Origin of the sequence: Mesosutterella faecium, assembly GCF_022809315.2 — a bacterium.
Classification (GTDB): Bacteria; Pseudomonadota; Gammaproteobacteria; order Burkholderiales; family Burkholderiaceae_F; genus Mesosutterella; species Mesosutterella faecium.
Genome location: NZ_JAKZJU020000001.1, coordinates 2,113,642 through 2,138,856, shown reverse-complemented (window position 1 = coordinate 2,138,856; position 25,215 = coordinate 2,113,642). Strand labels below are relative to the sequence as shown.

Genomic DNA, 25,215 nt, shown 5'->3' with positions numbered 1-25,215 from the left:
AGGTTGTTGCAAAAAAGCAACAGCACATCTGCCTCCCTGCGGGCAAAACCTCCCATTTTTCACAAACTGTCGCCTAGGCAACGCAGTTGGTTTTCGAATTTTCATATCTTTGCCTTATCAGGAGCCGGATTTCCGCTGTTTCGCCGCGGCTGGAATCCGAGACTTCAAGACAAAGGAGAAGACAAATGCGCAAATCACTCGTTGCCGCCGCCTGCGCGGCCGCACTGGGGCTCGGAGCCGCCGCGGCCCAGGCCGCCCCTTCCGTCACCGTCTACGGTGCGATCGATGAATACGTCGCCGTGAACAACGACAGCGGCACCGTGAGCTCGGCCCTGAGCTCCGGCGGCTCGACCGGCAGCTACTTCGGCTTCAAGGGTGAGGAGGACCTCCCGGTCTGGGGCGGCACGAAGGCCGTCTTCAAGCTCGAGTCCGGGTTCCTCGCCGACGACGGCACCTACGCCCAGTCCTACGCCGGCAACACCAACAGGATCTTCCACCGCGAAGCCTGGGTGGGCCTGCAGAACCGCCACTTCGGCCAGATTTCGTTCGGCCGCCAGTACACGCCCCACTTCCTCACCTGGGCGATGAGCGACGTGAACGGGCTGTCGCTGGGCACCGCCTCCTCTCCGTTCTTCTATCCGGGCCCGGGCGCCACGATGGGCGGCTCCGACCCCACCAATGACGACCTGGTGCGCCGCAACAACTCGATCTTCTGGGCCACCCCGAGCTACGCGGGCTTCTCCGCGATGGCCTACATGGCCTTCGGCGAGGGCGACAAGACCTCGAGCTCGAACGGCAACGTCTACAACATCGCCCTGCAGTACGCGAAGGGACCGCTCTTCATCATGGGCAGCGCCCTCTACCAGAACCTCTCGACCCCGACTCCGGGGTTCTACCGCACGGGCCGCGGCCACGACCAGTACTATGAGCTCGCCATGAGCTACGACTTCGGGTTCACGAAGCCCGCGATCCAGTTCGAGTGGAAGGAAGGCAACGACACGGCGGCCCGCAATGACTTCTGGATCGTGCAGATCGGCACCACCACCCCGATGCTGGGCGGCAGGCTCAACACCACCGCGGCCTACTACAAGAACAGGACGCTCAAGAAGTCCGACGCCTACAGCTTCGGCGCGCGCTTCGACTATGACCTCTCCAAGCGCACGATGCTCTACGCGGGCGTCGAGGCCCTGATCCAGGAAGACAACGCGCAGTTCGCGATTGAGGCCGGCCCTGACAGCGCCGAGCACTTCGCAACGAGCGCCCCGGGCAATGACACCCAGCAGGTGTTCGTGGGCATCCGCCACCGCTTCTAAGAGTCTGGGCCCGGACAGAGGCCTCTCCGCTTTAGGAAAAGCCGCCGCTTTGAGGGGGTGAACTGAACTGTCCCCCCGATGCGGCGGCTTTTCGTCTGCGGCCTCGGGACCTTCGGGCAAAAGAGTTACATTCACCCGCAGAACCCTGACGTTTTTTTAAGGAGTCTTTCTCATGAATGTTTTCATCGTTGACAGCGGCCTGGCCTACGGCAGCTCCCGGGGCGGCCTCAACCACCTGCTTGCCGACACCGCGCGCGAGACGCTGGAAGCCCTGGGGCATAAGGTGCAGATCACCCGGCTGCAGGATCCGTACGAGCCCGAGAAGGAAAGGCAGAAGATCCTCTGGGCCGACGCCGTGATCTACCAGTTCCCGGCCTGGTGGATGGAGCCCCCGGCCGCCTTGAAGAACTACGAGGACCTGGTGTTCGGCCCCGGCATGATCACGGGCGACGGGCGTCACCGCGACAACCCCGAGCACAACTACGGCACCGGGGGGCTGCTCACCGACAAGCGCTACATGATTTCGGCCACCTGGAACGCGCCCCGCACGGCCTTTACGGACCCGAAGGAGTTTTTCGAGGGGCGCGGGATGGACGCGACCTTCTTCGGTCTGCACAAGGCGAACCAGTTCCTCGGCATGAAGCCGCTGCCTTCCTTTGCCTGCAACGACGTTGTGAAGAATCCGAAGATCGACTCCGACCTCGCGCGCTGGAAGGAGCACCTCACCCGCGTGTTCGGGAAGGCCTGATGACCGGCCGGGGGAAAGGGAAAAGTAAAAAATTGTGTACTGGATTGCTCGGGTATTGATTTTTCCTTAAATCCGAGTAAAGTACTCAAGTATGGAACGGGGCCCCATGTCTCCTGGGCCTCCTTCTGCGGGAGGAAAGAAAAAGCAGCCGGCGACGGCCTGCCGCTCCTTTCCTTCGGGTCAGTCTCCTAGATTTAAGCCTTCGGTTCTCTGCAGAGCCGAAGGCCTTTTTTTTCGGGCGGGCGCGCGAACCCGCGCCGGGCCCGCCGCTTCAGGCGGCTTCGTAAGAGACGGAGAGCTCGCCCTTCCGGAACCTGATTTTCGTCACCCGGATCGTCCCGATCCCGGAGGTGTCTGCAACGTGCGTGCCCCCGCAGGGATAGGCGGGGAGGCTCCCCCAGGTGACGGTGCGCCAGCCCCGGGCGTCGACGCTCTGCCTGAAGGGCAGCTTCTCTTCGGCGGTCTTTTCCAGGAACTCTTCGATTTCGTGCGCCTCGGGCAGGGGCGGGGGACTGCCGGCGTCCCGGGGCTTGAACACCACGCGGCTCTGGCCGGGGAAGTGGTCGCCCTTCACCGCCTGCCAGCCCCGCGACTCAAGCCAGGCGGAGAAGAGGTGGGCCGCGGAGTGCAGCCTCGAGTGCAGGGTCCGCGCGGCCTCGTCGACCCGGGCGCGGACGCAGGAGCCCTCGGCCAGGGGGCCCGCCGCGGCATGCACGATGCAGCCCGAGCCGTCCTCGTAGACCGCCTCGACCGGCACGCCCGCAAGCGTGCCGCGGTCCGCGGGCTGGCCCCCGCCCTTCGGGTGGAAGGGCGTGCGGTCGAGCACGATGGCAAAGAGTCCTCCCTCAAGAGGGGAGCAGGAGATGACGCGGCAGTCCGCCTCAAGGCAGCCTGGCGCGTAGTAAAGCCTTTCGGTGGGCATGGGCGCGGTCCTTCAGCAAAATAAAAAAAGCGTAAGCAGCGGATCATTTTAAAACAGCGCCCGCGCGGCCTCTTGCGGACCGGGGAGAGGGCCGATAAACTCGGAACTTTCAGGACTTTTTTCTTGAAGGGTGCGCTTGTGACCAATCGGGGCCGGCTGCTGCCGTCGGACGCTCTGAGCTGCTTTTTCTTCTTTACGGCCGCGGGCGGGTACTATTCGCTGCTCACCTCGCGCATGCCCGCCATCAAGGCGGGGGCAGGGATCGGGGACGCGGAGGTGGGGCTCGCGCTCCTTTGCCTCGGGGCGGCCTCGGTCACCGGGCTGCTGTTCTGCGGGCGGCTCATCCGCCGCTACACCTCGGCGCGGCTCCTGCGGGTCTCCTCGGCTGCGCTGTTCCTGCTCCTGCCGCTGGCGGGGCTCGCCCCCGGAAAGTTCTCGCTTTTCGCGGTCTTTGCGGGCCTGGGGCTTGCGGTCGCCATCTTCGACGTCTGCATGAACACGCAGGCGATCCTGCTCGAGGCGCACAGCCGCAGCCGCCTCATGGGGCGGATGCAGGCGGGCTACAGCCTCGGCTGCATTCTGGGGGCTGCGCTGGGCGCGGCCTTCGCCTGGGCGGGCGCCGGGGCCTTTGCGAACTTCCTCTTTTTCTCGCTCGTGTGCCTCGCCTGCCGGGCCCCGGCCGGGCGGCACCTGCAGGAGGACATCCCCAGGCGGGACGCCGCGCGGCGCCCGCGCCTGCCCTTGTTCGTTTATTTCTGCGGCTTCATGGAGATCTGCGCCTTTTCGAGCGAGGGCGTGGTGGGCGACTGGGGGAGCATCTTCCTGCATTCGGTCAAGGGGGCGCCGGAGTCGACCGCGGCGCTCAGCTTCGGGGCCGCGGCCGCGGCGATGGCGCTCGTGCGGCTCTTCACCGACCACCTGCGCGAGCGCCTGGGCGACGCGACGCTGCTTGCCGCGGGCGGGCTGCTCGTCGCCGCGGGCTTTGTGGTCGCGATTGCCGCGGACAGCCCCGCGGTCTGCCTGGCCGGGTTCTTCCTGGCCGGCGCGGGCGTGGCCCCGGCCGTCCCGATCGTGATGAGCCGCGCGGGCAGCTGCCCGGGCGTCGACCCGGGGGCGGCCTGCTCGGCGGTCTCGACGATCGGCTACGGGACGCTGCTGTTCCTGCCGCCGCTGCTGGGCTCGGTCTCCGACTCGATCGGGATGGAAAAGGCGTTCCTGATCCCGATCGCCTTCGCGCTGCTCCTGGCGGCCGGCAGCCTCGCCTTCAGGAAGTAAAGCGCGGCCGCCGGAGTCCCCGGGCGGCCTGCGGAGGGGGCTCTCAGTCCTTTGTCTCCTTCAGGTCCCTCGGATCCGTGCCGAAGCGCTGGACCATTTTCTGCCGGTCGGTGACGCTCACCATGATGCGCAGCTCCACGATCCGGCCGTCGAGCGTGTAGGAGCGGCGCTCCACGCTGATCGCGGGGTAGGGCATGGGGACGTCGGCGAAAACGGCCTGCTTGTGGTTTAAGAGCACCGCCCGGCCCTCGTCCTCCATGTAGGCCACCGCAAGCCCGTAGTGCGACTCGTAGAAGGGGTAGAGGCTTCGCACCGCGTCGCTCGTCTTTCGCAGCATCTCTTCGGTAAGCCCCGGAAAGAGCCCGGCGGGCAGGTAGACGTCGTCGAACGTGGAGACGGTCGTCTCGCGCTCGTACTTGTAGAGGCGGCGGATGTGGAAGACTTCGCTGCCGGCGGGGAGCCCCAGCCGCTCGGCCACCCGCAGCGGCGCCTCGAGCCGCTCGACCCGCACGAGGTTCCCGAGCCGGATGCCCGCGCGCGGGTCGTCGGGGACGAGCCAGTTGATCCGGTCCTTGAAGAATTCGAAGTTCTCCCGCGGGCTCATCACGTAGGTGCCGCTGCCCTGGCGCTTGATCAGGATGTTGCGCTCGCAGAGCTCGTGCACCGCCCGGCGCACGGTGCCCTGGCTCACGCCCAGCAGCGCCGCGAGCTCGAGCTCGCCGGGAATTCTCGAGCCCGCCGGGAATTCTCGAGCCCGGCTTCCACTCGCCCCGGCGGATCCGCTCGAGGATCTGCTGCCTGGCGTTCAAGTAAAGCGGTGGTGTTTTCATGATGCTGCTTTCTGTCGGGTTGGAAGGATCCGGGGAAACCGCTTCCGTGGCGTCAAAGTCAGTTACCTGACTTTGGGTGCGGACTGCTGAAGCTGCGGCTTATATAGCTCCGGCCATATAGGCCCGGTTTCCGGGCGGCGGGGATCCTTTAAATATTTTTACAAATCAAATCAAACCAGTGAGCGCAGTTATCCCGATCTTTCAAGTCGGATTTAAGACTGGGAAAACCTTTATCAAATCCTGTTTATTCTATATCGCTATCCTGTTTTGCCATAACGGATTTTTGACGGAGTGACCTGTTTGTGGGATGGTCTGGCCAATTCAGCCAAGACTGAATTGATACGAACGGCCTGCGCCCGGCAACTCCAATAACTCCAGTGGGGCGGGGCCGTCGACTGCAACAATAGGAGACAGAACATGGAGCAGTCCCTGATATCGAGGAGAAGTTTTCTCCAGGCCACATCGATCACCGGCATCGCGGCCGCGGTCGCCGGCCCCTCGGGCGAGGGGCTTGTCGCGCAGGCCCACGCCGCCCCGGCCCGCCGCAAGGACGAAACCAAAATCGTGAAGACCAGCTGCCGCGCCTGCATTCACAACTGCGGCGTGCTCGCCCACGTGCGCAACGGCCGCGTGGTGAAGGTCGAGGGCAACCCCGAGTTCCCGATGAGCAAGGGCACGCTCTGCGCGAAGGGGCTGGCCGGCGTCTGGGCTCTCTACAATCCGAACCGCAACAAGTACCCCCTGATCCGCGTGGGCAGGAGGGGCGAGAACAAGTGGAAGCGCATCTCCTGGAAGGAGGCGATCGACATCATCGCCAAGAAGCTGATGGAGGCGCGCCGCAAGTGGGGCGCCGAGTCGGTTCTCGTCTCCACGGGCGGCGGCGGCAACCCCGCCTTCCGCGGCGTGCGCCGCTTCGCCAACACGTTCGGCACCCCCAACTTCTTCGAGCCGGGCTGCGCGCAGTGCTTCCTGCCGCGCACGCTCGCCTTCGGCCTCATGTACGGCGGCCCCACGACCTCGATCGCCGACGAGCACGCCGTAAACGGCATCGCCTGCAAGACGGGCTTCAGGCTCTTGAAGGAGCGCTGCGAGCCCTGGACGCTTGAGAAGGCGGGCAAGACCTGCTGGCTTGAGCCAAAGAAGATCGAGCAGGCGATCAAGATCTACGTCTCGGGCCCGGGCGGCATTTCGCTTGGCGTCGCGACCGACCAGAACCAGGACTCGGTCGAGGCGGCCATGGGCGCCTGCATCCTGAACGCCCTCATGGGCAACGTGGAGAAGCCCGGCGCGCTCATGCAGCGCCGCCCCTCGAGCAACGTGGTGCCGGCCGGAAGCCTTGCCACCGCCTGCTCCTTCATCCTTCCGAAGGGCCAGCTCAAGAAGCGCCTGGGCGGCATCGAGTACAAGGGGCTCCTGCAGTGGGACGCCGCGCAGATCCCGGCCGTGCTGCACGCGATCAAGACGGGCAAGCCCTACCAGCCGCACATCTGGATCGAGCGCTCCGGCAACAAGTTCGCGGTGCTTGGCAACGCCTCCTCCTGGGAGCCCGCGATGAAGAAGCTCGACTTCATCGTGCACATGTACATGTACCCGACCTCGTTCTCGATGTACGCGGACATGCTGCTGCCGGCCACCGAGTGGCTCGAGACCAACATGCTGGTCGAGAACCTCAACATGGTGTTCGCGCGCCAGGCGGTCACCCACCTCTGGGAGACCTGCGACGAGACGCTCTTCTGGGGCCAGCTCGTGAAGCGGCTGGCGGAGCTCGGGCACGAGAACTGCAAAAAGGCCCGCGACGCGGCCTGGATGAAGGCCCACGGCGGCAAGCTCGACGTCCCGTACTGGGACTCGATGGAGCAGCTGCTCGACATGAACCTCTCCAGGATCGGGCTCACCTGGAAGAAGCTCCTCGCGCACAACCCCTACACCTGGATGCCGTTTGACAAGTGGAACCAGTACCACGTCTACAGCCAGAAGGATCCGAAGACCGGCAAGCCGAAGGGGTTCCATACGCCGTCCGGCAAGCTCGAGCTCTACGGCGAGGTCTTCATCAACCTCGGCCGCACCGGCGCTCCCTACGCGAAGGAGAAGCTGCCGCCCGCCTCGCACGACTACGATCCGCTGCCGCAGTACCACGAGCCCGCCGAGAGCCCGCTGCGTCCGATCACGAAGCAGTATCCGCTCGTGATGACCAACGGCCGCATCCCGATGTACCACCACGGGACGCTGCGCAACGTGCCGTTCATGCGCGAGATCTATCCGGTGCCGGAGATCTGGGTGCATCCGGACGCGGCGAAGAAGTACGGCGTGAAGCACGGCGACTGGGCCTATGTCGAGAGCCGCCGCGGCAAGATCACGGCGCGCGTGAGGGTCACTCAGGGCGTGAACCCCGGCGTGGTCTACATGGAGCGCTTCTGGAACCCGGAGAACCTTCACACCGCGACCCGCGGCTGGAAGGAGATGAACGTGAACTGCCTGTCGAAGAACGACCCGCCGTTCAACGCGTTCGTGGGCACCTACACGCTTCGCGGCTACCAGGTGCGGATTTCGAAGGCCCCGGGCGCCCCGAAGGGCGTCTGGACGAGGCCCGAACAGTTCAAGGCGTGGCTGCCCAAGCCTTCTGATCCGACAAAGAATGTGGAGTTCTAATCATGGCCCAGAAAACACTCGTGATCGATCTCGACCGCTGCAACGGCTGCCTCGCCTGCGAGATCGCCTGCAAGCTTGAAAACGGCGTGCCGCTCGGCATGTACTACACCCGCGTGATCGACGTGGGCCCGATGGGGAAGTTCCCGAACCTGAAGGAGTATTTCCTCCCCGCGGTCTGCCAGGTCTGCAGGGACGCGCCCTGCGTGAAGGTCTGCCCCACGAAGGCGACCTACCGCACCGCCGACGGCCAGATCCGCATCGACAAGGAGAAGTGCATCGGCTGCAAGGCCTGCATGAAGGCCTGCCCCTACGGCGCCCGCTCCTACAACGCGGAGAAGAAGGTGGTGGAGAAGTGCACGCTCTGCGAGCACCTCCAGGCCGTGGGCGAGCAGCCCGCCTGCGTGAAGGCCTGCACGGCCCGCTGCCGCTTTTTTGGCGACGTGGACGACCCGAAGAGCAACGTCTCGAAGGTCCTCGCCGCCGCAGGCAAGGAAAACGTGCATTCGCTTCCCGACTACGGCAACAAGCCCACGGTGCGCTACATCCTGCACAAGAAGACCGCGACCTGGCAGTCGAACCCCGCAAAGCCGAAGTAAGCTTTTTGGGGGGCGCAGGGGAGGCGGGGGCTGCTGAAGCCCCCCTCGGCCTCCGCAGGATCGAGACGCAAAGGGAAGGGGACGGAGCCGCTCCGCCCACCTTTCTTTCAAACGAAAGGAACGACAAATGGATGAAACTGAGCTCATTCTCGCGAACCGCGAGGGCCTCTACCGGTTTCTCGGCCGGCTCTATCGAAGCGAGGTCGACGCGCCGCTCTGGGAGGCGGTCCGGAAGATGGCCTTCCCGGAGTCGACCGGAAACGCCGCGCTCGATGAGGGCTACGGCCGGATGAGGAAGTACCTCGCCTCGCCCGGCGAAGACCCCGTCACCGACCTCGCGGTCGACTACGCGAGGATCTTCCTCGCGGCCGGGATCTACGAGGGGGCGCGGCCTTCCCGATCGAGTCCGTCTACACGAGCAAGGACCACCTCGTGATGCAGGAGGCCTGGGAGAAGGTCTGCCGGATCTACAGCGAGAAGGGCTTTGCCAAAAAGGACAAGGACCTCCCGGAAGACCACCTGGGGCTTGAGCTCGAGTTCATGGCGAACCTCATCGCCGAGGAGCGCGCCGCGCGGGGAAAGGGCGATGCGGCGGCCGCGGAGAAGACCTCGGGGGAGCAGAAGAAGTCCCTCGCCGAGCACCTCTCGCCCTGGGTTCCCGCCTTCTGCGCGGACGTGAGGAAGTGCCCGGGGACGGACTTCTACAAGGCGGCCTCCTTGATCACCGAGGGTTTCCTGCAGCTCGAAGGGGAGCTGCTGGGAAGCGGGGAGGAGCAGGCCTCCGCCTTAAAAGGAAAAAAGGAAAGGCAGGCGGCTGCTGTCCCCGCCGCCCCAGGCTTTTGAAGCGCAGGCCCCCCTCTCCTAAGGGGGCCTGCGCGTTTTCGAGGAGTCTTACTCCCCCGTCGACTGCTCGAGCAGCTTCACGATGTCCTCGCGCGAGAGCGACTTCGGGGCGTCGGTTCCTTCGAGCAGCGCGTCCGAGAGCTGCTTTTTCGTCCTGTGCAGCTCGAGGATCCGCTCTTCGACCGTGCCGCGCGCGATCAACCTGTAGATCGTGACCGGCATCGTCTGCCCGATGCGGTAGGCGCGGTCCGAGGCCTGGTCCTCGACCGACGGGTTCCACCAGGGGTCGAGGTGGATCACGTAGTCGGCCGCCGTGAGGTTGAGGCCCGTGCCGCCCGCCTTGAGGCTGATGAGGAAAAGCGGCGTCCCGCCCTTCTGGAATTCTTCGGCAAGCGCGGCGCGCTCGGAGGCGCGCACCGCGCCGTCCATGTAGAGGTACGGGATCCCCGCCTTGTCGAGCGCCTGGCGGATCAGGGCGAGGTGGCTCGTGAACTGGCTGAAGACGAGCGCGCGGTGGCCGGCGGCGATGAGGTTGCGCACGAGCCCCATGAAGGCCTCCTCCTTGGAGGACTCGAACGGAAGCGAGGGATCGATGAGCTTCGGGCTGCACGCGGCCTGCCGCAACTTCATCAGCGTGGCAAGGAGGTCGATCGTGCTCGTCTCCTTCTCCTCGGCCCGGATCAGGGCTTCGGAGCGGATCTTTTCATAGAGCGCGCGCTCGGCCTCGCTCAGCTCCACCGGGAGCGTGATTTCGGTCTTCTGCGGCAGCTCCTCAAGGACCGAGGCCTTGGTGCGGCGCAGCACGAAGGGCGAGATGATCTGCCGCAGCGTCTGCCGGGCCCCCGGCTCGTGGCGGACTTCAATCGGCGTGATGAAGCGCCCGGTGAAGGCTTCGAAGCTGCCGAGCAGCCCCGGGTTGATGAATTCGAAGAGACTCCAGATCTCGCTCAGGTTGTTCTGCACCGGGGTGCCCGTGAGGATGAGGCGGAAGGCGGCGTCAAGCCGCTGCGCCGCCTGCGCGGTCTTGGTGCCGCGGTTGCGGATCATGTGGGCTTCGTCGAGCACCGCCGTGCGCCAGGCGCGGCCCGCGAAAAGGTCGGATTCGCTCGCGAGAAGCCCGTAGGTCGTGAGAAGCACGTCGCCCGCGCCGGCCTCCCGCACGGTCTTTTCGCGGTTTCCGGCTCCCAACATCACGCAGCGAAGCCCCGGCGCGAAGCGCCCGAGCTCGCTCTTCCAGTTGTAAAGGACCGAGGCGGGCGTGACGATGAGCGCCGGCCCCTCCTTTGCGCGGGAGAGGAGGAGCGCGATCGCCTGCACCGTCTTCCCGAGCCCCATGTCGTCGGCGAGGCACGCCCCGGCCCCCCAGCTCGCGAGCCGCGACATCCAGCGGTAGCCCTCGGCCTGGTAGTCGCGCAGGTCCGCGCGAAGGTCCTGGGGGATTTTCGGATAAAGCTTCGAGGCCTCGTCGATGCGCTCGAAGAGGGCGTCGGCGGCCTGGTCGGCGCTGAGCGCCGCGCCCCCGCGCCTCAAGTCCTGCAGGAACGGGGCCGTGACGGAGGGAAGCTCCACCTTCCCGCCTTTTTCCCTTGCAAGGAGCGAGACCGCGCGAAGCCGTTTTTTCAGCGCCTCCGAGACCTCCGCGTAGCTGTCCTCCGAGAGCCGCACGTAGCGGCCCTTTGCGGCGCGGACCGCCTCGAGGAGCTGCGAGATCGTCATGAGCGAGCGGCCGTCCACGTCGACCTCGCCCCCGAGCTCGAGCCAGGCCCCGGCGCGGCCGGCCGAGATCCTGAGCGAGTCAAAGGAAATGCGCCCGCGCGATCGAGTGAGCTTCCCGCCTGCGGGCCACTGGACCTCGACGGAACCCTTGGGACAGCGCTGAAGCGCCCCCAGGAAGTCGAGGCAGTCCTCGAGCCCGCAGCGCCAGCTGCCGGGCCCTTCCATGCAGGAGCCGAGGCCTGAGAGCTCGGAGAGCGCCGCCTCGTAGTGCTGCGACTCGAGCTTCAGGTCGCGCAGCACCTGCACCTGGCCCTCGCGGGTCGGCAGAAAGAGGCTCTCGCGCCCCTCGCCCGGGCGGCAGGCGAACTCCACCCCCGGGAGCGGGAAAACGTCGGCGCGGATGAGGAAGTCCTCCTTCCCCGAGGGCGAGACCCGGAAGGTGACGACGCTCGAGCCCTGGCGCGAGGGCGCAGCCGACTCGGATCCGATCAGGTCGGAGACCACCGGGAGCACCGGGCAGACCTCGGCCAGGAAGGCCGAGAGCTTCTCCTTCGCCTCCGGGGGGAAGGAGGGCATCGTGAGGAGCTCCTGCAGGATGTCGCGCTGCGGGCCGCTCACCGCGGTGAGCGTGACGCCCCGGTCGGTGCGGCTCTGCACGATGACGGACGGGATGTCACCGGGGTCGGCCTCGTCATCGCCCGAGCCGAGGTTCGCCGAAGGGGTGTAGCTGCCATCCTCGTTTTTCCGGACGGTGAGGACGAGGGGCGCGGTCTGGATCTCGAAGCGTTCTTCGGGATTGCTGGCGTTGAACACCCGGCCGCATCCGGCCAGCCGCAGGAGGACCTCAGCGCCTCTGAGCGAATAGACCGGCCCTTCCCAGCTCATGTATCTCTGGGTGAGCTGCGCCGCCGACCGGTCCTCGGCCGTCATGCAGGGCAGCGCAGCCTTTTTGAAGTTGGAAAGCGCGACGTTGCGGCCCCGGCTCCATGACGCCCCGTTTTTGGACTTCTGCAGAAGCGGCGCGACGGTGAAGGTCTCAGGGTCGACCAGGTAGACGATCCGCTCTCGCACCGCGCCGGCCTCGGCAGGCCTGGCCTTTTTCTTCATCATGCCGCAGCGCACGCTGAGGCTTTCAAGGAGGCTCTCCCACTGGGGCTTGCTCGCAAAGGGCGGCAGCAGCCCCTTCACGCCCCAGCGCTCGTAGAGGCGCTTTTCCTCCTCCTTCATCCCGAGGGCGGCGAGCAGCTGCGCGTCGATGAACTTCGGGGAGTTCGGCTCCTCGGCGAGGCTTCTGCAGGCCTTCAGGTTGAGCCCCGCCTCCTTTGCTGAGAGGACATGGAAATGAAGGCAGATCGAGCGGACCAGGGCCTTTGCGAGGTAACCATGGGCGTCGCGGTCCAGGCAGAAGCTTTTCACGCGGGTCAGAGTGTCTTCGGAGACCTGGCGGTTCAGGGCCATCTCGCAGATCACAAGCAGCGCGAGGCCCCGCAGGGGCGACTCAAGCCTGCGGCATCGGTTTGCGATCGCGCCCAGAGACCGGTAGACCGCGGGCTTGTCCTTTTTGCGGTAGAGCGCGGCTCCGAGCACGAAGTTGCTGAGGTAGTGGTCGAAGAGGTCGCTGCCGTCAAAGCGCCTTCGGGTCTCCTTGATCAGCTTGAGGGCTTCGTCGTCGCGCCCTTCCTGCAGCAGCAGGATCGCCTGCAGGACGTCATAGGGCTCGGTTCCTGCATGCATTCGGGCGAGGCATTCGCTGGGTCTGCCGTGCTGGACGAAGTCCTGGCGCAGCGTGAGCTCGTCGGCGAGCGCCTGCCTGCTGCCTTCGCCCAAGGCGCTTGCCTGAAGGCCGGAGCTGAGCCGCTCCAGAGCGTCGTCGCGCAGAGGAATCTCGTCCTCGGCTTGGGCGAGGACATTGCCGTAAAAGGCTTCGACCGCCTGGGGTGGGATGAGCGGCAGCATCGGTTCGAACCCGGGGGTGAGGAAAATCACGAGGAGAAGGTCGCCGCGGGTCTCCAGCAGCATCGTGACCAGGTAGTCCTGCAGGCGAAGCCGGTCCCTTGAGTCCAGGGGAAGGCCGCGCAGGCATTTCGACATTCCGACGAGGACCGCCCGGGCGGACTCGGGATTCAGGTAGCTGTGAAAGTAGTACAGCATCCCTGTGTCCGCCGCTTCGAGCTCTTCGGGGCTCAGGGCTCGGGCGAGCTCGAGGTATCCCCGGGAAGAGAATTGAAATTTGACGCCGGAAGGCTCGATCCAGCCCTCCTTTTCCAGCGTTTCCACCCACTTTGCGGCCTCTTTGTTGGTCATGCCGCTGCGCGCGAGCGCCGCCTTCATCTCCGTGGGAAACGCGGGAACGCCAAGAAGCGCAAGCAGCTGCAGGAGTGATCGGACGAGGTCGGGAAGGTCTTTGAAGTTCACGATGGGAAAATCCTTCGGAGGGACTCCTGGAAGGCCGGGGCCCCTGCCGGGAAAGGTGAGTCTCCCGGGCGGATCCCGGGCGTTTCTCACATTGTAGTTCCCATGCGGCTGGCGAAGGGGCCCGCGCTCTTTGCGGCAGCCGCCGAAGTCTTCGCCTGAAGGCAAAGCGCCCGGCCCCTTCAAAGGGACCGGGCGCTTCATGCCGGCTTCAGAGCTTTCAGAAGGCTTGCGCTTATTTTCAGCGCTCGCTTGCGTCGACCGCCGCGATCGTCGCGCGCACGGCCTTGAGGGCCGCGTTCCCCGCGGGCAGCCCCATGAGGGACTCGCCCCTGCGGTCGAACTGCTCCACCTCGCTGTCAAAGGGGATGAAGCCGTAGACGGGCAGGTTGAAGACCTTCTTCAGGTCCTCGTTCGAGCGCTCGTCGCCGGGGATGCGGTTGAGCACCACGCCCATGCGCTCGCAGGCCGGGACGTAGCCGTCGGCGACGAGCTTCTCGATCGTCTTCACGGTCTGCTGGCCGCGGAAGGACGAGTCGGTGACGAGCAGCAGCGTGTTCACGTGGTCGGTCACCTGGCGGTTGATCTGCTCGATGCCCGCCTCGCCGTCGATGAGGATCGTGTCGAACTGGTTCACGAGCTGGGCGAGCGAGTCGTGCAGCAGGTCGTTCACCGAGCAGAAGCAGCCCTTTGCGTTCATGTGGCCCATGGCGAGGTAGGAGAAGCCGTCGGCCTCCTGCAGCGCGTTGAGGATCAGGTAGTCGAGCTGCTCGGCCACCTCGGCCTTCTCTCCCGCGGTGCCTTTCTCGGCCGCCTCGAGGATCTTCTCCCTCACCGCGCCGATCGACTTGCTGGTGTCGACGCCCAGCGCGTAGAGCAGCCCCATCGCGGGGTCCGCGTCGACCACGAGGAGCCGCCCGGTCGCGGGGTCGTCCTTCAGCACTCGAGTGAGCATCGTGGTGAAGGCGGTTTTCCCCACTCCGCCCTTGCCGCAGACGGCAACAATTTTGCCCTGGATATGCTTTTCAGCCATTTTCCCTGTCCTTTTCTTTCTTTAAGTTCGCCCCGGGGCCCCTTTGGGACCCCGGGCGAGGAATGAAAATTACGATCGGCCGCGCCTTTCAGGCGGCGGCCTGCGAGGCGGCCTCGCGCCGGTGCTTGAGCTTCACCCTCGCCTCCATCTGCCGGATGGAGGAGCAGGTCTTCTTGTCGGCGCACGAGCCGCAGTGGCCCGCGAGCTGGCAGGACTTGTAGTCAAACCCGCGCTCCTTCCAGACCCCGGCCTTGATCGAGGTGAGAAGTTCGGAGGCGGCCTCGGCCTTCGCCTCGAGCTCCTTCACGAGAGCCTCGTTTCCGGTCACCCAGAGGAGATCCACCGCCTGCACCTGCGGGAAGGCCGCGTGGACGCGGTCGAGGAAGGTGGCGGAGACCGCCTCGAGTCCTTTGGCTGCGGCCTCCGGCAGGACCCGGGCCATCAGCTTGTCCTTCGCGGTCTTCACCATGAAGCCCGGCTGGTCGAGGAGCCTCTGGTGGCGCTGCATGAACTGGTAGAAGACCTCCGAGGTGACCCCGGGCCCGTAGAGGACCGCGGCCTGCGCGAAGGCGACGGGCTCGCGGGGAAGCTCCGAGAGCTCCCGCCCGATGAGCCTCACGCGGTCGCCGCCGGGCAGCTCCGCGTTCGAATAGAGGAGGTAGCGGGCGCTCGGGATCTCGGGCGAGCCCAGGTTCGCCCGCGCCTCGCCTTCGAGGATGAGGCCCGCGCGGCCGTTTCTCGCCGCGGGCTCGATCCCCGCGGTCGATAAGGTTTCCGCGGCGCGCCCTTCCAGCGCCTTCTGCAGCTCTCCCACTTCTTTTTCCAGCGTGCTCATTGCTTTTTCTGCCTCTTATCTTTGTCAGGCGGCGGCCTTCGAGTGCTCGAGGGCGAAGATCGCGGCGCCGAAGGCGCCCATGATCTGGGGGTTTTCCGAAAGACGAGCGAGCTTCACCCCGAGGTGCCGCTCAAGCGCGAGGGCGAGCGCCTTGTTCTGGGCGCAGCCGCCGGTGAGCGCGAGGTCCTCCTCGAGCCCCACCTTGTAGATCATGCCCTTGATGCGGCGCGCGATCGATTCGGTCACGCCCGCGCAGATGTCGGGCAGCGGCACGTCCTGGTTCACGAGCGAGATCACCTCGGACTCGGCGAAGACTGAGCACTGCTTGGAGATCGGGCTCGGGTTCGAGGACTTGAGGGCGTTTTCCGAGAGCTCGGTGAGCGAGATGCCGAGTACCCGCGCGATCACCTCGAAGAAGCGGCCGGTGCCGGCGGAGCACCGGTCGTTCATCTGGAAGTCCATCACGCGGCCGCGGCTGTTGATTGAAATCACCTTGCAGTCCTGGCCGCCGATGTCGACGATCGTGCGCACCGAGGGCGCAAGCTCGTGGGCGCCGAGCGCGTGGCAGGAGATCTCCGAGATCTCCTCGTTCTTCTGCTGGAAGCTGTTGCGGCCGTAGCCGGTCGCGGTGAGGTAGGCGACCGGAGTGTCCTGCGGCAGCCCCGCCTTGAGGAAGGCCTCCGTGCGGGCCCGCGCCGCGGTCTTCTCAGGACCGCCCACGGCGGGGACGATGGACCAGCCGAGGATCTTCTTCTCGTCGTCGATCAGGACGACCTTTCCCGTGGTGCTGCCAAGATCAAGGCCTGCGTAGATGTTCATTTCGTACTCCTTGCTTCCGGGCTGAAAGCGCTTCCCTTTCGGAGAGGCGCGCCGGACTTCGACTAATTATTTTTATCTATGGATAGGTTACCCGAGAGAGGAAGAGCGGACCGTTGCCCAACTGACACTTCTCTTTGTGTCCATGGGGCCCGCAGCAGGTTCGTATCCTCCCAAAAGCGATCCCGCCGCCTCCGGATGGACCGGGGCGGCGGGATGGCAGGGCTGTTTCTCCGGCGGGGAAGGGCCCCGCCGGGGAGGCTTCAGGCAGCTTAGTCCGGATTGGGCTTGAAGCCGTTCACGGACAGGAAGTTGCTGATGTCGTTCTCCACCTTCTCGAGCGGCGTGTAGCGCTCGTCAAAGAGGCTCGTCGTGAGGTTGAGCAGCGGCACGCCCATGTCGCGGCAGACCTTCTTCAGGAACTGCGTGTTGCCCGCCTTGTCCTTGTGGCCCATGTGGCCCGGGGCGATCACGACGTCGGGGTGGTACTCGTTGATCATGTCGGTGAGGTCCTCGATCAGCACGTCGACGAAGCCGCGGCCCTGGCGGATCATCGGGACCTCAAAGACCGCGCGGCGGGCGAGCCCGTAGAACATCGCGTCCTCGCTGCTCGTGTCGATCACCTCGTAGGGCTTCGAGTACTGCTGGTCGGTCATCACGACGGTCGCGTTCCACTTCTTCGCGAGCCACTCGGTGAGCGGTCCGTTCCAGAGCGGATCGAGGTCGGGCCAGACGATCCGGATCTCGTTCTTCATCACCGGGCCCACGTGCTTCTTCACGTTCTCCTGCGCGGCCCCGAGCAGCATCCGGGCCACCGCCGTGCAGCGCGGGTCGCCGGCGGGCAGGTGCTGGGTGAGCGGCCACATCACCTCCGGCACCGTGAAGCCCGGCAACGGCGCGGGCGAGGCCTTCATGCACTCGTTGATCTCCTTCCAGATCCGGTACTGCTCGTTGGTCTCGTCCACCACGGTGGCCACGCGCTTGAAGTCGTACTTCGCGCCGGTCACCTTCTCAAGCCAGTGGGCCATTTCCTTCAGCTGCCGGGCGACGTACTCGAAGTCCTTCCTGTCGTGCCCGTAGGAGGGGTCGATCTGGTAGATCGGGGCGCTGCCGAAGAAGTCGCTTTCCTTCATCGCCTGGTGCACCATGAGCTCGCCGTCGCAGGGCTCGCCCATCGCGATGATGACCGAGGGCTTCACGAGCAGCCTGTTCTGCACGGCGTAGATCGCGTAGCGGATGAGCGAGCAGACGTTGCCGTCGAGCGGGAACGAGTCGCACTTGTAGGCGTCGGCGTAGTTCGTGAACCCGAGGTGCATCATGAGGTCGACCACCGGGTTGTAGTTGAGGATGCCCATGCCGTTGAGGATCTCGGGGGCGTTGCCGTACCAGGTGACGGCAATGGGCTTTCCCTCGCGGTAAGCCTTGATCTTGTCCTGGTTCCAGTCGCGGAAGAGCCCGAGCAGGGCCTCGACGATCGGGTTCCTCTGCTCGGCCGGCGCCTTGGACATCTGCGCGAGAATGCCGTTCAGGCGGTCGACGTACTCCTGGGTGCGCTCGGTGCCGTCGAGTTTGGAAAGGTCAGTTTTCGCTTCTGTCATTTTCTTTGTCCTTTGTTCTCTGTCAGGCGGCCGCGGTGCGCGAGGCGATGCTTTCCTGGAAGGCCTGGATGCGGGTGCGGATCTGGCCGATGCCTTCGGGCCTGTAGGTGGTCTCAAGCTGCATGAAGGGGACGCCGTTCTTCTTCGCGCGCCACAGCAGCATGAGCTGCTCGAAGGCCTCCTGGTCGCAGAAGGCGATGCGCATCGCGATCACGCCCTGGCACTTGAACTCGCGGCAGAGCGCCTCGACCCGGTCGAGCCTCTGCTTCTGCGTGCCGAAGACGCGCGGCTGCGGCACCTTGTCCCAGTAGTAATAGTGCATGACGTTCTCGATCGGGTCGCCCTCCTCGGGAATGTCGCAGGCCGCGGAGGCAAGCCCGTTGCCCTGCGAGTCGCAGACCACAACGCCGCCGTCCTGCTCGAGCATCCCGATGATCTCGGGGCGGTCGGCGTGGAAGCCGTCGTAGAAGAAGCGGCAGGCGGGCCGCACGGTTTCTTCCCCGGCCCTGAGCTCTTTGATGAGCGCGGCGAGCTTTTCGTTCGCCACGGCGCGAGGCACGGAGCTGAGCGTCATGAGGACCGAGGCGGTCTCGGCGCCGTCCAGGTACACCTCTTCGCCCTTCTTCAGCTCATAGAGCTCCCGGATGAGGCGGCGGGTTTCGTTCGTCGCGCGGATCGCCTCGCGGACCTTCTCCGGGGTGATTTTGACGCCGAAGCGCTCCTCGGTCGCCGCGATCATCGCGCGCACCTGGTCCTTGAAGAAGCCGTAGCCGTTGTCGTCCCTCTTCTTCGGAAAATAGATGAAGGAGTAGGCCGGGCAGTCCTTCCTGCAGGCCTTCCAGTTGTCCCAGATGCGGCGCATGTGGTCGCAGTTGTTGAACCAGACCGCTCCGTCGAGGAACCCGTACCTGCCCTCGAGGATCTCGTTGAAGGTCGCGCGCGTGAACTCGCAGGCGAGCGGCTTGAAGTAGGCGTCGGCCATCTCCGTGCCTTCGGCGGTGTTCCCGCGGAAGGAAAAGGTCATCGCGCCGGCCGCCTCGAGCAGCTCCACGGGCGTGTCGGGATAGAACATGCCGATCACTTTCCCGCCCGCGGCCTTCCAGGCTTTGGTTTCGGGATTCTCAAGCACCTGGGCCGTACGCTTGAACCAGTCAAGCACCGGGGTCGGTTTTGTCCGTTTCATGAGAGATGCCTCCTGTTTGTGCGAACCCCGGCTGCTTTTTTGCAGGCTCGGGGCTCTTCCTTTTTTCTTCTGCGCGCCGGGAGCGAATCCCCGGGAACCGGGGGCCCCACAGGGCGCCTGAATCCGGAAGAGGGGGGTCTTTCCGCAAGGAAACCATCGGGCGTAAGGCCGCCTTCTTCTAGTTATTTCTAACTAAAAACAGATTAGCCTCCGGAGGGATTTGAAACCGTTGTCCAATCGACAGTTTCTAAGGAGGGAGGGCGGCCCCGAAGCGCCGGGGAAGCCCATCCCCGCCCGATCCCCGCTTCAGCTCCCGGTCACTTTCGGGATTTATATTGGAAGCATGCCCTCGGGCGTCAGGGAACAAAGAGGAGCCAGCCATGGAACGGAAATTCAACACGCTTCAATTCGAGCTCTTTGACGCCGTCGCGGCTGGTGAAGAGTGGGCGCTGGACCCTGGTTTCTCCAGCAATCCTGCCGTGAGGATCCTCATCGACGGCCGGGACCTCAACGCGATTCTCGTTGAAGCCGAGGCGCGGTTCGAAGGACTGTCTCCCTGGAGGGCGGACAGTGAATACGGCCACATGTCTGCCCGAGTGCTGCTGGGAGGGCTCAGGCCCCGCAAAGGCCTGAGGCCCGGCGAAACCCATTGGGCGGATCTCAGCTGCTGCCATGCCTGCCAGTACACGGACTGCTGGGGCGTGTACGCCCTCTGCGAGGAAAAGCCGCAGGAGGTTGTCTGGCTCCAGTTCACGCACACGCAGGTGAAGCGCTCCATTTATCCGTACGATCTTGAATTCCATTTTGAGAAGGCGGCCTATGAGGCGGCGCTCGACAGGCTCGCGGAGCTCGCGCGCGAGGAGGAGCGCATACGTTCTGAAGCGGGTCAGGAATCAGATGAAAAATGGAAAGAGCTGGAGTTGTGCCAGCCCTCGCGGGGGGAGCCGGATGGATCGGCCGCAGGGCAAAAATTCAACACGCTCCAGTTCGAGTCTTTTGACGCTGCCGCAGCCGGAGAAAAATGGGCGCTGAGGGAAGGATGGCCCAAAAATCCTGCCGTGAGGATCCTCGTCGACGGCCGCAGGCTCGATGCGATGATCGTCGAGGCCGAGGCCCGGTTCGACGGAAGGGAGCCCGGGAACCCGGACGATGAATACGGGCATATGCACGCCCAGGGCCTGCTGTCTTATTTAAGGCCTGAGAAATCCGAAAAGAAGCCGGAGCGCAGCTATCTGTCCCTCTGCTTCAGCGCAGAATGCCTGAGCCCTGTCCAATGGGGCGTTACCGCGGTCTGCCTCGAGCGGCCCGGGGAGGTGGTTTGGTTTCATTTCACGCACTCGCAGGTGAAGCGCTCCGTTTATCCGTACGATTTTGAATTCCACTTTGAGAAGCAGGCCTATAAGGCGGCGTTTAAGCGGCTCGAGGAGATCGTGCTCGAACAGGAGCCCGTCTTTATCGAAAGGAATCAGGAATGGGAGCGGAAACAGAAAGAAAAGAGGGCGCAGAAAGAAGAACCCCCGGCGCAGCGCCCGGCGCTCACTTCCTCCGCAGAGACCGCGGCCGGCCCTTCAGCGTAGGGCGGAATACTGCCGCGGGGCGGACGGAGCCTGCGGGCGGCAGGGAAAAAGGAAGCCCCGCCTGCATGGGAGCGTTTTCCCTTGAGCGGAAAAGCCGCTGCCCGAAGCGCTCGGACAGCGGCTTAAGAAAAGGGGCTCCGGGGGAAACGGGGCGGAGCTTTCATTCAAGGGGAGGAGAGAGGCCCCTTTAAAAAAGCGCCGCACCTTAAGCCCGCCCCGCGGAACTCAGCACCAGGGCTTTTCGGCCGCGGCCGTGCGGCCGGCGATCCGCCCGAAGACGCAGGCCTCGGAGTTGTTCGTCGCGCCCTGGTAGATGTGGCCCCACATGGATCCGAGCTCGCCCGCGCTGTAAAGGCGCGGAATCGGGCGCTTGAAGGGGTTGAGCACCTGGCCCAGGCCGTTTCTGCGCGGGCCGCCCTGCGTGTTGAGGAGGCTCGGGTAGAGCGCGACCGCGTAGTAGGGGCCGTCGCCCAGGGGCCGGGCGAGGATCGGCGCGTCGCGGCCTTCGAAGACCGCCTTGCCCTTCTTCTTGATCGGGCGGCCGAAGTCCTTGTCGGCGCCCGCGGTGATCTGCTCGTTCCAGCGCTTCACGGTGGCGGCGAGATTCTCGGCCGGCACGCCGATCACCTTCGCGAGCTCCTCGAGCGTCGAGGCCTTCTTCACGATGCCCTTTTCGATCTCGACCGAGTTGTCGCGGCTCCAGCGGTAGCCCTCGCGGTTGATCGCGAAGCCCGAGGTCGCGCCGCCCACCACGGTGCCTTCCCTGCGGGCCGCCTCATCGAAGACGGCGTAGCAGGGGATGCGCGGATAGCGGTGCTTCACGGCGTCGAGCACGTTCACCGCGTAGACGCCCGTGTGGTTGTCGAACTTCTCGTTCACGAACCGGCGGCCGTCCTGGTCGACGAAGATGTAGCTCGGGGCAAGCATGCCGAACTGCAGCGCAGTCTTCAGGCCCGGAACCTGGACGCCGAGCGGGCAGGAGAGGGCATTCATGTGCCAGAGGTCGGCGCCCGCGGCCTGGGCCATGCGGATGCCGTCGCCGGTGTTGCCGGGGCTGCCGAGGCGGTGGAACTTCTGGCCCATCGTGTAGTTGGAGAGCATCACGTCATCGAATTCGAAGCCGCCGGTGGCGAGAATCACGGCGCGCTTCGCGCGGACCGTCTTCTTCTGTCCGTTGATTTCAATCACGGCGCCGAGCACCTCGCCGTTTTCCTGGATGAGCTCGAGGGCCCGGGCCTTGTAGGTGACCGGGATCTTGCGCACTTCCTCGACCGCGTAGCGGTAGTTGGAGAAGAGGACGTCCCCGCCGCGCAGCTTCGAGCCCTTCGGGGTGCGGAAGCGCCACTTGTCGATCGCCTCGGCGCCCGGAATGTTCTGGAAGCCCGCGTGGCCATAGATGTAGAGTTTCTGCTCGGGCCGCAGCGACAAGAGGAAGTCCTTCGACTTCATGGCCTCGGCCACGAACGCGCGGACCTGCTTCTCGTCTTTTTCGGAATTGGCGAAGTCGAATGTCTTCAGGAGGTAGGAGATCGCCTTGTCGGCGTCGTTCGGGATCATCATGCCGCCCGAGGAGACCGCGGTGTTGCCGCCGCCCTGCTCCATCTTCTCGAAGATCATCACCTGCGCGCCGGCGTCCTTCGCCGTGATCGCAGCGCAGGCGCCCGCGCCGCCGTAGCCGAGCACCACGACGTCGGTCGTGATGTCCCAGCTCTTCGGAAGCTGCGCGGGGCGGGCCTGGGCCTCGGCGCCGCACAGGGCCGCGGCCGCCGCGGCCGCGCCACCCTTCAGAAAGTTTCTCTTGGACAGCTTGATCATCTTGTCTTCTCCTTGGTGTCGGATCAGCCCGCTTCAGCCGGACTGCTTAGGACATTGTGCTTACGAAACTACTTAAGTACCTTGCGAAGCGTCAACGGAAAACAAGATAACATATTGATTTATTAATAATTATTGTTTTGCCGCCCGTCAACCTACTTAAGTAGTGCGGAGGTACACAATGTGCATCATGGCGGCCGCCTGGGGCGGCGCCGGAAAGAAAAGAACAAAGGAGAAAGACCATGAAGAACACGCTCATCCTCGCCGCGGCGCTCGCGGGGCTCCTGCTTTCGGCCACCGCGGGAGCGGCCGAACAGAAGTTCCTCGCGGACCGGCATGCCGCTCGCGGAGTCGCCTGCGAGAGCTGCCACACGGCCGGCAAGGACAAGGCCCCGGACATGAACAGCTGCCTCAAGTGCCACGGCGGCAGCTACAAGGCCCTGGCGAAGACGACGGAAAACCTCGACGTGAACCCGCACGACTCGCACCTGGGCGAGGGCGCCTGCGACAAGTGTCATTCCGGCCACAAAAAGCCCCTCCTCGTGTGCGACCAGTGCCACGAGTTCTCGATGAAGGTGCCGTGAGCTCCGGGGCTTCGGGATGAAAAGGGGGCGCCCAGCTTTTTTTTGCCTCAGCGCTCGATTTTCTCGCCCGCGAGCTCGAGCAGCGTCGTGAGCTCCGGGGCGCTTTTCACGCCCAGCTTCCGAAAAAGGGTGAGGCGGTGCGCCTCCACGGTGCGCACCGAGATCCCCAGCCGCTCGGCCGCCTGGCGGTTGAGAAGGCCCGCGGCGACCATGAGGGCGATCGAGCGCTCGCGCTCGGTGAGCTGCGCCACCCTCTTTTTCGCCTCGAAGGGCTCGACGTCGAGGTTCGCAAAGCCGCTGCTCGACTTCCCGACCGCGCTCCGCACGGCCTCGAGTATCCGGGCGTTGTCCGCGGTCTTCTCGAGGAACTCGACCGCGCCGTGCCGGATGGCGGAAATCGCCGACTCGATGCTGCCGTGCCCGGTGAGGAAAATGATGGGCAGGCGGTACCCGCGCTCGTTCATCACCCGCTGCAGGTCGAACCCGGAGGTGCCCGGCATGTTGATGTCGAGGATGAGGCAGCCGGGCCTCGAGGGGGCGTCCTCCCGGAGGAACTCGCCCGGGCTGCCGTAGGCCTTCACCTCCCAGCCCTCGCCTTCCAGCAGGAAAGTGAGCCCGTCGAGCACCGCGGGGTCGTCGTCCACAAGGCGGATGAGCGCCGTCATGATTTTTCTCCCTGTTCCAAAAGCCTGAAAGCCACCCGCACGAGAAGCCCCCGGGGGTCGAGCCGCTCGAGCTCCACGCGGCCTCCGTGGTCGCGGGCGATCGAGCGCACGATTGAAAGCCCGAGGCCGAGCCCCGAGGCCTTGGTCGTGGCGGGCCGCTCCTCGGTCATCGCCTGCCAGCGGGCGTCGTCGATCCGCGGGCCGTTGTCGCTCACCTCAAGGAGGGCCTCGCCGCCCTCGCGCCGCAGCGCGAGCACGATGTCCCCCTGCGGGGCGTCCTTGAGCGCCTGCGCGGCGTTTCGCAGCAGGTTCGTCACGATGATCCGGATCTCAAGCGGGCTCGTGAGCACCGGAACGGGTCCGGGCGGGATCCGGAGCGTGAGCCTCGTTTTGCTCCCCTGCAGCGTCTTGGCCATGTCGGAGGCCGCCGCGCGGGCAAGCGCCGCGAGGTCCTGGGGGCTGCGCTCGCGGTTGCCCTTCGCGTAGGAGCGCACCTGCCGCACGATGTCCGAGGCCCGCTCGTTCTGCTCGCTGATTTTCTGCAGCGAAGTGACGACGGTCCCGCGGTCCGCGCGCCCGTCCTCGATGCGGCGGATGAGCCCGTAGCAGTACATCGAGATCGTGGCCAGCGGCTGGCGCAGCTCGTGGGCGATGATCGAGGACATCTGTCCGATGATGCTTTCTTTCTACAGATCTTCTAGCCTCGAGGCGGCAAGGGCGCGCTCGCGCTCGAGCCGCTTTTCCCTCTCGAGCGCCTCTTCGAGTTCGGAGGTGCGGCGCCTCACGAGCCAGCCCACCGTGACCGAGTGCAGCAGGAGCGCGGCGAGAAGGCAAAGCCCGATCCCGATCGGCAGCGCGTGCTCCGTGACGAAGCGCCGCAGGCTGAACTCGCGCAGGTAGGCGTAGGGCCCGATCTTCAGCTCGAGCAGCAGCCGGTCGACGGCCCGGAAGTCGGTCGCGACGCTCCAGCGAAGCCCGTTTTCGATCTCCGGCATGAAAAAAAGCGCCTTCGCGACCCGGCGGCTCACCTCGGGCGGGGTGCCGGGCAGGATGGACACCGTCCAGTTGGGGTAGAGGTCGGTCGAGTGCGCGCAGGCAAGCCTCGCGTCGCCCTCGCGGGGGTCGAGCACCCGGAACTCGCGTCCGGCCTCCTTCAGGTCTTCGAGCAGGCAGCTTCGCACGATCCCCGCGTCGGCCCGGCCCGAGCGCACCGCCTCGATCACGCCCCGGACCTCGTGGCCCTGGAACTGGACGGCCCCGAAGAACTTCGTCTCGTCAAAGCCCCGGCGCCGCAGCTCCCCCAGCGCGATCTGCCAGCCCGAGAACCCGTAGGCGTGGTTCGCGGCGACCGTCTTTCCCCTGAGGTCGGCGATGTGCTGCAGGTCGGCGCGCTCCTTTTTCACGAAGAAGACGGAGCCGTCGGCGTAGTTGGGGTCGGGGGAGCGGTCCGAGGCGACGGAGGCGAGGTTCACGAGCCCCGCGCCCTCGAGCGCAAGCCTCCGGTAGGTGCCGGCCGAGGAGATGATGATGTCGACGTCCCCCGCCTTCGCCGCGGCCTGCAGCCCCGCGACCGTATAGGTGCGCACTTCGAGGTTTTTCTCTCCCAGCGCCTCGGAAAGGAGCCGCTCGGTGGCGGACAGGATCGGGGCGTTCACGGAGAGGTCCGCGAATTCGCTCACCCCGAGCCGCACCGGGGCGGCCTGGGCGGTCAGGGGGGAGGCAGGCGCGGCGAGTGCCGCCGCGAGCGCGAAAAGCGCCGCCCGGGCGCGCGGCCTCGGGGAGGGCGGGAGATGCAGAGGTTTGTCCAT

The 25,215-nt window shown here is 65.4% G+C and carries 21 protein-coding genes and 1 pseudogene; 9 read left to right on the top strand and 13 right to left on the bottom strand.

The window, feature by feature from the left end:
- The first annotated feature begins 185 nt into the window (after positions 1–185).
- Together MUN46_RS09585 and MUN46_RS09580 are read left to right on the top strand one after the other, a co-directional pair.
- Positions 186–1,313 (top strand): porin, encoded by a 1,128-nt coding sequence (locus tag MUN46_RS09585; protein WP_243377002.1) that lies wholly within the window; start codon positions 186–188, stop codon positions 1,311–1,313.
- 172 nt (positions 1,314–1,485) lie between these two features.
- Entirely contained in the window at positions 1,486–2,061 is a 576-nt protein-coding gene (locus MUN46_RS09580; RefSeq protein WP_243377001.1) for an NAD(P)H-dependent oxidoreductase, read from the top strand.
- 271 nt (positions 2,062–2,332) lie between these two features.
- Here MUN46_RS09580 and MUN46_RS09575 read toward each other — a convergent pair whose 3' ends face one another.
- Positions 2,333–2,983 (bottom strand): alanyl-tRNA editing protein, encoded by a 651-nt coding sequence (locus tag MUN46_RS09575; protein ID WP_243377000.1) that lies wholly within the window; start codon positions 2,981–2,983, stop codon positions 2,333–2,335.
- Between the two features lie 123 nt (positions 2,984–3,106).
- Between MUN46_RS09575 and MUN46_RS09570 the strand changes: the two genes are divergently transcribed.
- Positions 3,107–4,258: an MFS transporter gene (locus MUN46_RS09570; protein ID WP_243376999.1), complete on the top strand. Its 1,152-nt coding sequence runs from the start codon at positions 3,107–3,109 to the stop codon at positions 4,256–4,258.
- Positions 4,259–4,301: 43 nt separating this feature from the next.
- Here MUN46_RS09570 and MUN46_RS09565 read toward each other — a convergent pair whose 3' ends face one another.
- Positions 4,302–4,862 (bottom strand): GntR family transcriptional regulator, encoded by a 561-nt coding sequence (locus MUN46_RS09565; RefSeq protein WP_281069877.1) that lies wholly within the window; start codon positions 4,860–4,862, stop codon positions 4,302–4,304.
- 12 nt (positions 4,863–4,874) lie between these two features.
- A pseudogene (locus tag MUN46_RS09560) lies at positions 4,875–4,997 on the bottom strand (GntR family transcriptional regulator); the annotation flags it as partial.
- A 508-nt stretch (positions 4,998–5,505) separates the two neighbouring features.
- On the opposite strand from MUN46_RS09560, the gene MUN46_RS09555 reads away from it, so the two are divergent.
- From MUN46_RS09555 to MUN46_RS09540, 4 genes are all read left to right on the top strand, one after another.
- Positions 5,506–7,737 carry a molybdopterin-containing oxidoreductase family protein gene (locus MUN46_RS09555; RefSeq protein WP_243376997.1) on the top strand — a complete coding sequence of 744 codons (2,232 nt, stop codon included), beginning with the start codon at positions 5,506–5,508 and terminating at the stop codon, positions 7,735–7,737.
- A 2-nt stretch (positions 7,738–7,739) separates the two neighbouring features.
- On the top strand, positions 7,740–8,333 hold the full coding sequence (locus MUN46_RS09550) for a 4Fe-4S dicluster domain-containing protein (RefSeq protein ID WP_243376996.1): 594 nt from the start codon (positions 7,740–7,742) through the stop codon (positions 8,331–8,333).
- A 127-nt stretch (positions 8,334–8,460) separates the two neighbouring features.
- A complete protein-coding gene (locus tag MUN46_RS09545; protein ID WP_243376995.1) occupies positions 8,461–8,769 on the top strand; it encodes a hypothetical protein in 309 nt (102 codons plus the stop codon).
- On the top strand, positions 8,769–9,176 hold the full coding sequence (locus MUN46_RS09540; RefSeq protein ID WP_243376994.1) for a TorD/DmsD family molecular chaperone: 408 nt from the start codon (positions 8,769–8,771) through the stop codon (positions 9,174–9,176). The genes MUN46_RS09545 and MUN46_RS09540 overlap by 1 nt, the downstream gene beginning before the upstream one ends.
- Positions 9,177–9,224: 48 nt before the next feature.
- On the opposite strand, the gene MUN46_RS09535 is transcribed toward MUN46_RS09540, so the two are convergent.
- The 6 genes from MUN46_RS09535 to MUN46_RS09510 form a co-directional block, all read right to left on the bottom strand.
- The gene (locus MUN46_RS09535; RefSeq protein ID WP_243376993.1) at positions 9,225–13,307 is read right to left on the bottom strand and encodes a DEAD/DEAH box helicase; all 4,083 of its coding nucleotides are present in this window, start codon (positions 13,305–13,307) and stop codon (positions 9,225–9,227) included.
- 238 nt (positions 13,308–13,545) lie between these two features.
- Positions 13,546–14,337 carry an ATP-binding protein gene (locus MUN46_RS09530; protein WP_243376992.1) on the bottom strand — a complete coding sequence of 264 codons (792 nt, stop codon included), beginning with the start codon at positions 14,335–14,337 and terminating at the stop codon, positions 13,546–13,548.
- Between the two features lie 88 nt (positions 14,338–14,425).
- Complete coding sequence (locus tag MUN46_RS09525; RefSeq protein ID WP_243376991.1) at positions 14,426–15,172, bottom strand: hypothetical protein; 747 nt, start codon at positions 15,170–15,172, stop codon at positions 14,426–14,428.
- A gap of 24 nt (positions 15,173–15,196) precedes the next feature.
- Positions 15,197–15,991, bottom strand: coding sequence for an acyl-CoA dehydratase activase (locus MUN46_RS09520; RefSeq protein WP_243376990.1), 795 nt, complete (start codon positions 15,989–15,991; stop codon positions 15,197–15,199).
- A 269-nt stretch (positions 15,992–16,260) separates the two neighbouring features.
- On the bottom strand, positions 16,261–17,586 hold the full coding sequence (locus MUN46_RS09515) for a 2-hydroxyacyl-CoA dehydratase family protein (RefSeq protein ID WP_243376989.1): 1,326 nt from the start codon (positions 17,584–17,586) through the stop codon (positions 16,261–16,263).
- A 22-nt stretch (positions 17,587–17,608) separates the two neighbouring features.
- The gene (locus MUN46_RS09510) at positions 17,609–18,769 is read right to left on the bottom strand and encodes a 2-hydroxyacyl-CoA dehydratase subunit D (RefSeq protein ID WP_243376988.1); all 1,161 of its coding nucleotides are present in this window, start codon (positions 18,767–18,769) and stop codon (positions 17,609–17,611) included.
- Between the two features lie 380 nt (positions 18,770–19,149).
- Between MUN46_RS09510 and MUN46_RS09505 the strand changes: the two genes are divergently transcribed.
- On the top strand, positions 19,150–20,346 hold the full coding sequence (locus MUN46_RS09505) for a hypothetical protein (RefSeq protein WP_243376987.1): 1,197 nt from the start codon (positions 19,150–19,152) through the stop codon (positions 20,344–20,346).
- A 225-nt stretch (positions 20,347–20,571) separates the two neighbouring features.
- On the opposite strand, the gene MUN46_RS09500 is transcribed toward MUN46_RS09505, so the two are convergent.
- Complete coding sequence (locus MUN46_RS09500; RefSeq protein ID WP_243376986.1) at positions 20,572–22,161, bottom strand: FAD-dependent oxidoreductase; 1,590 nt, start codon at positions 22,159–22,161, stop codon at positions 20,572–20,574.
- Between the two features lie 239 nt (positions 22,162–22,400).
- Here MUN46_RS09500 and MUN46_RS09495 point away from each other — a divergent pair, with 239 nt between their 5' ends.
- Positions 22,401–22,742: a cytochrome c3 family protein gene (locus tag MUN46_RS09495; RefSeq protein WP_281069875.1), complete on the top strand. Its 342-nt coding sequence runs from the start codon at positions 22,401–22,403 to the stop codon at positions 22,740–22,742.
- A gap of 47 nt (positions 22,743–22,789) precedes the next feature.
- Here the strand turns inward: MUN46_RS09495 and MUN46_RS09490 are convergent, their stop codons facing one another.
- The 3 genes from MUN46_RS09490 to MUN46_RS09480 are packed head-to-tail and all read right to left on the bottom strand — an operon-like array spanning position 22,790 to position 25,215.
- Positions 22,790–23,407 carry a response regulator transcription factor gene (locus MUN46_RS09490; RefSeq protein ID WP_243376985.1) on the bottom strand — a complete coding sequence of 206 codons (618 nt, stop codon included), beginning with the start codon at positions 23,405–23,407 and terminating at the stop codon, positions 22,790–22,792.
- Positions 23,404–24,072, bottom strand: coding sequence for a sensor histidine kinase (locus MUN46_RS09485; protein WP_243376984.1), 669 nt, complete (start codon positions 24,070–24,072; stop codon positions 23,404–23,406). Before MUN46_RS09485 ends, MUN46_RS09490 begins: the two co-directional genes overlap by 4 nt.
- A 21-nt stretch (positions 24,073–24,093) precedes the next feature.
- Positions 24,094–25,215, bottom strand: a complete 1,122-nt coding sequence (locus MUN46_RS09480) for a phosphate/phosphite/phosphonate ABC transporter substrate-binding protein (protein WP_243376983.1) — start codon at positions 25,213–25,215, stop codon at positions 24,094–24,096.